General features: G+C 58.3%; 8 protein-coding genes and 1 pseudogene. 2 read left to right on the top strand and 7 right to left on the bottom strand.

The features are described 5' to 3' along the window. From ACCC96_RS24320 to ACCC96_RS24310, 3 genes and pseudogenes are all read right to left on the bottom strand, one after another. Nucleotides 1-176: pseudogene (locus ACCC96_RS24320) on the bottom strand (multidrug transporter subunit MdtA); the annotation flags it as partial. A 190-nt stretch (nt 177-366) separates the two neighbouring features. Beyond that, entirely contained in the window at nt 367-867 is a 501-nt protein-coding gene (gene tpx, locus ACCC96_RS24315; RefSeq protein WP_413697130.1) for a thiol peroxidase, read from the bottom strand. 149 nt (nt 868-1,016) lie between these two features. Beyond that, nucleotides 1,017-1,460 carry an SRPBCC family protein gene (locus tag ACCC96_RS24310; RefSeq protein WP_413697129.1) on the bottom strand — a complete coding sequence of 148 codons (444 nt, stop codon included), beginning with the start codon at nt 1,458-1,460 and terminating at the stop codon, nt 1,017-1,019. Nucleotides 1,461-1,654: 194 nt separating this feature from the next. Between ACCC96_RS24310 and ACCC96_RS24305 the strand changes: the two genes are divergently transcribed. Both ACCC96_RS24305 and ACCC96_RS24300 read left to right on the top strand, forming a co-directional pair. After that, entirely contained in the window at nt 1,655-2,080 is a 426-nt protein-coding gene (locus ACCC96_RS24305; protein ID WP_192350688.1) for a YciI family protein, read from the top strand. A gap of 127 nt (nt 2,081-2,207) precedes the next feature. Beyond that, nucleotides 2,208-2,345, top strand: coding sequence for a hypothetical protein (locus tag ACCC96_RS24300; RefSeq protein ID WP_018926144.1), 138 nt, complete (start codon nt 2,208-2,210; stop codon nt 2,343-2,345). Between the two features lie 59 nt (nt 2,346-2,404). Here the strand turns inward: ACCC96_RS24300 and ACCC96_RS24295 are convergent, their stop codons facing one another. The 4 genes from ACCC96_RS24295 to ACCC96_RS24280 form a co-directional block, all read right to left on the bottom strand. Then, nucleotides 2,405-3,076 (bottom strand): DUF3313 domain-containing protein, encoded by a 672-nt coding sequence (locus tag ACCC96_RS24295; protein WP_019650018.1) that lies wholly within the window; start codon nt 3,074-3,076, stop codon nt 2,405-2,407. A gap of 120 nt (nt 3,077-3,196) precedes the next feature. After that, entirely contained in the window at nt 3,197-4,165 is a 969-nt protein-coding gene (locus tag ACCC96_RS24290; RefSeq protein ID WP_413697128.1) for a hypothetical protein, read from the bottom strand. Nucleotides 4,166-4,251: 86 nt separating this feature from the next. Further along, the gene (locus tag ACCC96_RS24285; RefSeq protein WP_413697127.1) at nt 4,252-4,746 is read right to left on the bottom strand and encodes a DUF934 domain-containing protein; all 495 of its coding nucleotides are present in this window, start codon (nt 4,744-4,746) and stop codon (nt 4,252-4,254) included. After that, complete coding sequence (locus ACCC96_RS24280) at nt 4,743-6,416, bottom strand: nitrite/sulfite reductase (protein WP_413697126.1); 1,674 nt, start codon at nt 6,414-6,416, stop codon at nt 4,743-4,745. The genes ACCC96_RS24285 and ACCC96_RS24280 overlap by 4 nt, the downstream gene beginning before the upstream one ends. Nucleotides 6,417-6,548 lie beyond the last annotated feature (132 nt).

Below are 6,548 nucleotides of genomic sequence, written 5' to 3'. Positions count from 1 at the left end.
CCCCCCGCCCGGTTCGTATGCCCGGCAACGGCTTTCTGCCCTGCGCCCTCCTTCGGGCTACTGCCTGCGGGCCAGAACTTCCAGCACAGGCCGGCGATGACCAACAGGAAAAGCAGGCCGAACAGCCAGCGACGAGGATTGCGGGAAGCGGAGGATTGCATGGAATGATCAACCATTGGGCGCGTGCGCTTTTTTTCTACGGGAGGCTGAACGATAAGCACTGGCGGGAATTAAGCAAAGCGCCTTTACCGGCAATTTACCTTTGGCTTACGGAACAGGAGGTTTAGCTAAGACACTGAAGCACAAATGAAAACGGCCTGGACAGAGCCAGGCCGTTAACAATTGTAAAACTTTGCTTACTTTTGCTTATTTCAGAACGGCAAGTGCTGCTTCGTAGTTCGGTTCTTCAGCGATTTCCTTGACCAGTTCGCTGTGCAGAACCTTGTCGTTTTCGTCCAGAACCACGACGGCACGGGCGGTCAGGCCTTTGAGTGGACCATCGGCAATCGCCACGCCGTAGTTCTCGATGAACTCGGCACCGCGCAGGGTCGACAGGTTCTGTACGTTTTCCAGGCCTTCGGCGCCGCAGAAGCGGGCTTGAGCGAACGGCAGGTCAGCGGAGATGCACAGCACCACGGTGTTGGCTACATCGTTGGCCTGGGCGTTGAACTTGCGCACGGAAGTGGCGCAGGTCGGGGTGTCGATGCTTGGGAAGATGTTCAACACTTTGCGCTTGCCGGCGAAGCTCGCCAGGGTCACGTCGGACAGATTGCCGGCAACCAGGGAAAAGGCTGGCGCCTTGGAACCGGCTTGTGGCAATTGGCCGTTGACTTGAACCGGGTTGCCTTTGAGAGTGACTTGAGCCATGAACGGAGTCCTTCTGAACGTTGATGTAGAGAATTTTGACGAGGCCGAAGTTAACCACGAAATGAGCCGGGGACCTATGCAAAAACACAAATTGTCATGAGTGGCGGGAGAGGCAAACCTGCAATTCCACAGGGCTGAATGCACGTGCACTACCCGAGCAACCGCAGCATATTGCGGTGCCGCGCCGCGAAAATCCGCCGCATGTAGGCATTCACCAGCAGCCCTTCAGTCAAAGCACCGCCAATCGCCGCATAGGTCACGCGGTCGGTGTACAGCGTACCGCCCTCTCCCACCGCCACCCGATGTTCATGACGAAAGGCACGCAACGGCCCCTTGAGCATTTCATCGATGAAATGCGTATCGCCGACCTCCCGGATCACCACCGTCCAGTTCGACGGGATCAGGTTGAACATCCAGTGCCTGAAGCGAAACTCGCGCCCGGCTTCGATGCGCAGGTTATCCAGGTCGATATCCCCCCGCGACGTGACGCGTTCCGGAAAGATCTTCGGGAAATTGGCGCCTTCCAGGCAGAAGTCGAGGACTTGCCCGGGAGTGCGGTCGGGGATCAGTGTAGTGAGTTCCAGTATGGGCATGGAGGGCACCTTCCGTTGGTCGTTGGATGGTTTTCACAGGAATATTTGATCGCGAGGAGGATGTCGAAAATACATCTGTTTTCTACAACATCGACTAAAACGAAAAGGACAATTTTTGTTTAGGTGCATTGTCGATTCAAGTCACGCCCATTCGACTATGCAATGAATCACTCAACTTCAACGGAGACAAGACCATGCGATTCATGATCATTGTAAAAGCCAGCCCCGATTCCGAGGCCGGCGTGATGCCCAGCGAAGAACTGATGACAGCAATGGGCAATTACAACGAGGAACTGGCCAAGGCCGGCATCCTCATCGATTGCGATGGCCTGCAGCCCAGCAGTAAAGGTGCCCGTGTGCGCTTCTCGGGAGATAAACGCACAGTGATCGACGGCCCGTTCGCCGAAACCAAAGAGCTGATCGCCGGCTACTGGCTATGGCAGGTGAAGTCGAAAGAGGAAGCGATCGAGTGGGTCAAGCGTTGCCCGAATCCGATGCCGGGTACAGAGGCCGAGATCGAGATTCGCCAGGTGTTCGAGGCCGAAGATTTCGGTGCAGAGTTCACCCCGGAACTGCGCGAACAGGAAGAGCGCGTGCGGGCACAGGCGAAGAAGCAATGAAGCAAACCTGACTCCCTGAAACGGAGCAGCATGATTAGACGGTTGACGTGACAACCACCTGCTAGAGTAAAAAAAGCCTTCATGCAGGCCAGACCGAATGTCATCGTCGGAAAATGAGGAAACGTCTATGAAAGGTTTGCTTCGCGTTGCGGGATTCAGCCTGATGGCGCTTTTCGCCAGTTGTGGTGTCGGTGCCCAGACAATGCAAAGTCATGCGGCGCCGGTTGCGCTCACTGTCATACCGGCCGACATCCCGGGGGAATAGCCAAGGGGATCGATCGTTCCCATGCCTGGGAACGATCTTGCGCGAACAATGAACCCGCGTTACTTGGACTTGAATTTTACAAACGATTGATTCATGTCCGAAGCCCAGCCATCGATCACGTTTTTCACGTCATCGGCTTTCATCACCTGAGCTTCGTTTTCCAGCGGTTTGCCGGTGCCCTTGCGCACCACCTGGGCGATGACTTTGTTGGTGCCGCCATCGAGAAACACCGCTTCGGTGGCCAGATCGGTTTGCTGATCGCGAGCACCGCTGGCGGTGGTGACGGCCGCTGCCACCAGGGCGATCGGGATCACTTCATACGGCTTGAGGCTTTCGGTCTTGCTGCTGACGGCGGTGATCGCCGCACGCACCACGATAACGCCTGGGCCGGGGCCGCTGGCCAGTGGCAGGGATTTACCCAGTTCGCGCTTGAGCGCCTGATCGTAGTAGCTGGTGATGCCGTTCAGCGTGGTCTGAGGGATTTTCGCTGTCGGTTGCGGTTTGGGGTAGAGCTGAGTCGGCTCGATGTAGGCACTGGTGTATTTGTTGACGTTGAGCTTGGGATCGACCCAGCGCATCACCACGGCGCCCGATGGCGACTTGGCTTCCTTGAGCTGGCTGTAGTCCTTGAGAAAGCCGGAGTACTGGTCTGGCTCGACGACTTTGCTGGCGCAACCCGCCACCCCAAGAGAGGCGATGCACAGTGTGCTCATCATTAACGCAAGCTTCATGCTTTAACTCCTGTCAGAAGGACGGCAACGGTATTGCCCACGAGAGTTACAGGTATAGCTAATACCCGGCGTTTTTGTATCGAAAATCACAATTTTCAGCTCTCGCCGCGGTCGCGATAATCACCACGAAGACCCGCTTTTCGCTGCCAACTCCCGCCGACTATTGGCCCGCATCGCCTTGATCAACGACACCGTGCCCACCAGGATGATCACCGCGCCGAACAGGAAGTCGATGGTGTACAACTGGAAATCGTTCAACGGCCCCACCAGGAACACCCGGATCGCGCCAATACTCACCAGCGTCGCGAGAAAGTCGATACCCGGCTCGTCGCGATAGAACACGTGCAGCAGCGGCAGGCACATCACCAGCAACAACAGCAACACAATCACCTTGAACGAGCCCTTGCGCTCGACGCTGAACGCGCATTCGTTGGCGCCGTAGGGCTTGTAGTCCTGCTCACTGATCAGCGAATTTTTCTCGTTGATGTACTCGACACGGTTGTACTTCTGGATCGGCGTAAAGGTGTTGGACATCTGCATGCTGGTGGTGACGTTTTTGAAGCGCAGATCGACACGCTCGTTTCCCTTGAGGTAGTACAACACCGGTTTGTAACCGTAGCGGTAGGTGTCGAACGGAAAATCCGTCGCACGCCCCTGGACGTCGATGGGCCGGGACTCAAGTTCGGCGTAGGCACTTTTGTTGACTGAAGACAGGTTACGGCTCAGGGGTTTGATCCTGACCTGTTCCATGAAAATCGGCGCAACGCCGTAGGACCACTGTAGCGGCTCCATGCGCAGCCGCAGTTCGTTGCGCCCCAGGTCGTAGCGATCAAAGGTTCGCTCGGAAACGACAACCGCCCCCGAGAGCATGAACTCGCCGCGAACGTTGTTGGTGATGCGCAGCGACAGTTGATCCTTGCCCTGCCCGCCGCTATCGCTGGCCGGCGGCGTGCCGCACCAGGCGTAGCTGTCGAACGCATCCCCGAGCTGGCCGTTACGGTTCTCTTTGAACACGTAAAAATAACTGCCCCACAGGGCCGCCATCAGCAACAGCGCTATCAACCCTAAAATCTTCTTGCCCGCGCCCAAACCAGACTCCTTTCTTCACCAACTCCTTATGAGACGCGGACTCTATCAAAATGCCATCACTGGCCCAAGCAAAAGATCTCGATGCCCTACCGCCGCCGAAACAACGGCCGCGGCTCGATTACCGAACGCCCATACAACACGCTCATCCCCGCCAGTCCCTTCAGCGCATCTTCGGCAGACTTGTCTTCGCGCACGGCAAAGCTGTCGAAACCGCATTGGCGCATGTGGCTGAGTTGATCGCGCAGCACATCGCCAATCGCGCGCAGTTCACCTTGCCAGCCGAAACGGGTACGCAACAAATAGGCCTGGCTGTAAGCGCGTCCGTCGCGAAAACTCGGGAAGTCCAGGGCAATCAGCGGCAGGTCGGGAAACCACGGGGTCAGGTTTGTCACTTCGTCGTCAGGACCGAGCCAGACACCTTCGAGTGCAGTCGTGGTGTCGGCGTTAAGGGCCAGCCACTGGGGTAATGGCAGGATCAGCGGCCCGGCCGGCAGTTCACCGGTCGTTTCACGAATCAACTGCCACGGGTCATCGCGCACCCACTCGGCACCGCCCTCTCGCAAACGCAACAGATTGTTCATGCCGACACCTCCAGCACTTTCGGGTAGACGCGCTCCTTGAATGGCTCCAGACCGATGCGCGCCAGCGTATCGACGAACAGCTCCTCGCTCTCGCGGTAGCGCACGAACGTGCCGATGATCCGTTCAATCACATCGGGCACTTCGGCGGCGCTGAAGGACGGGCCGATGACTTTGCCCAACGCGCTGTCCTTGCCCTGGGCGCCGCCGAGGGTGATCTGGTACCACTCGCTGCCGTTCTTGTCGACGCCAAGAATGCCGATGTTGCCGATGTGGTGGTGTCCGCAGGCGTTCATGCAGCCGGAGATGTTCAGGCTGATGTCGCCCAGGTCATGCAAGTAATCCAGATCTTCGAAACGCGCCTGGATCGCTTGCGCGATGGGGATCGATTTGGCGTTGGCCAGGGCGCAGAAGTCGCCACCGGGGCAAGCGATGATGTCGGTCAGCAAGCCGATGTTGGCACTCCCCAGGCCTTGCTCGCAGGCCCGGCACCACAGCGCATAAAGATCGGTCTTGGGCACATCCGGCAGGACGATGTTCTGTTCATGGGCGATGCGGATTTCGCCGAAACCGAACTGCTCGGACCATTGCGCCACCGCGTCCATTTGCTCGGCGGTGACATCCCCCGGCGGCGAGGCGATGCCCGGCTTGGTCGACAACACCACACTGGCGTAACCCGGCACCTTGTGCGGCTGAACGTTGCGCGCCACCCAACGGGCGAACGCCGAGTGCTCGGCCAGGCGCGTGCCGAAGTCCAGGTCGGTGCCGGCCAGTGAACGGTAATCGGGTGGCACAAAGGCGCTGGCAACACGCTCATACTCGACGTCGGTCAACTGCGCCGGACCATCCTTGAGGTGCTGCCACTCCTCCTCCACTTCCTTGGCGAAAGCTTCAATACCCAGGGCCTTGACCAGAATCTTGATCCGCGCCTTGTACTTGTTATCGCGCCGCCCGTGACGGTTGTAGACCCGCAGCACCGCCTCGACATAAGACAGCAAGTGCTGCCACGGCAAGCCTTCGCGAATCTGCAAACCGAGGATCGGCGTGCGCCCCAACCCGCCGCCAACAATCACTCGCAGGAGCATTTGCCCACTGTCGTCGCGATAAAGATAAAGGCCGATGTCATGCATCATGATTGCCGCGCGGTCCTGTTTCGCCGAGCAGATGGCGATCTTGAACTTGCGCGGCAGGAACAGGAATTCCGGGTTGATGGTCGACCATTGCCGCAGGATCTCCGCCAGCGGACGCGGGTCCATCAGCTCGTCCGCGGCGACACCGGCAAAGGCTTCGGTGGTGATGTTGCGCACGCAGTTGCCGGAGGTCTGGATTGCATGCATTTCCACCTCGGCCAGGCGTTCGAGGATGTCCGGGACCTGGGCGAGTTCGATCCAGTTGAACTGCATGTTCTGCCGGGTGGTGAAGTGGCCGTAACCACGATCGTAGTCCCGGGCAATGCTCGCCAGAGTGCGCATTTGCCTGGCGCTCAGGGTGCCATAAGGAATCGCCACGCGCAGCATGTAGGCGTGTTTTTGCATATACAGGCCATTCTGCAAACGCAGGGGCAGGAACTCTTCTTCGCTCAATTCGCCGGCCATGAAACGTTCGACCTGATCGCGAAACTGCGCAACTCGCTCGAACACCAGGGCCCGGTCATAGTCATCGTATTGATACATGTGGCTGCCACCTCATCAGGAATTTTGCGCAGAACCTGTGGGAGCCCCCTCGCCACAGGAGCTCCCACAGGAGTTGCGGTGGATCGAACTCTGCGGCTCGTTCTTGGGGTGCAACTATGCGGCAGCAGCGCA

The organism is Pseudomonas sp. Pseusp11 (assembly GCF_047304405.1).
Taxonomy (GTDB): Bacteria; Pseudomonadota; Gammaproteobacteria; order Pseudomonadales; family Pseudomonadaceae; genus Aquipseudomonas.
Note: the sequence above shows the minus strand (reverse complement) of the source record. Positions and strands in the feature narration are given on the sequence as shown.

What these genes read in the sequence shown, in the direction of transcription:
- tpx (WP_413697130.1), bottom strand. Translation starts at nt 867, where the DNA reads ATGGCTCAAGTCACTCTCAAAGGCAACCCGGTTCAAGTCAACGGCCAA.
- ACCC96_RS24310 (WP_413697129.1), bottom strand. Translation starts at nt 1,460, where the DNA reads ATGCCCATACTGGAACTCACTACACTGATCCCCGACCGCACTCCCGGG.
- ACCC96_RS24305 (WP_192350688.1), top strand. Translation starts at nt 1,655, where the DNA reads ATGCGATTCATGATCATTGTAAAAGCCAGCCCCGATTCCGAGGCCGGC.
- ACCC96_RS24300 (WP_018926144.1), top strand. Translation starts at nt 2,208, where the DNA reads ATGAAAGGTTTGCTTCGCGTTGCGGGATTCAGCCTGATGGCGCTTTTC.
- ACCC96_RS24295 (WP_019650018.1), bottom strand. Translation starts at nt 3,076, where the DNA reads ATGAAGCTTGCGTTAATGATGAGCACACTGTGCATCGCCTCTCTTGGG.
- ACCC96_RS24285 (WP_413697127.1), bottom strand. Translation starts at nt 4,746, where the DNA reads ATGAACAATCTGTTGCGTTTGCGAGAGGGCGGTGCCGAGTGGGTGCGC.
- ACCC96_RS24280 (WP_413697126.1), bottom strand. Translation starts at nt 6,416, where the DNA reads ATGTATCAATACGATGACTATGACCGGGCCCTGGTGTTCGAGCGAGTT.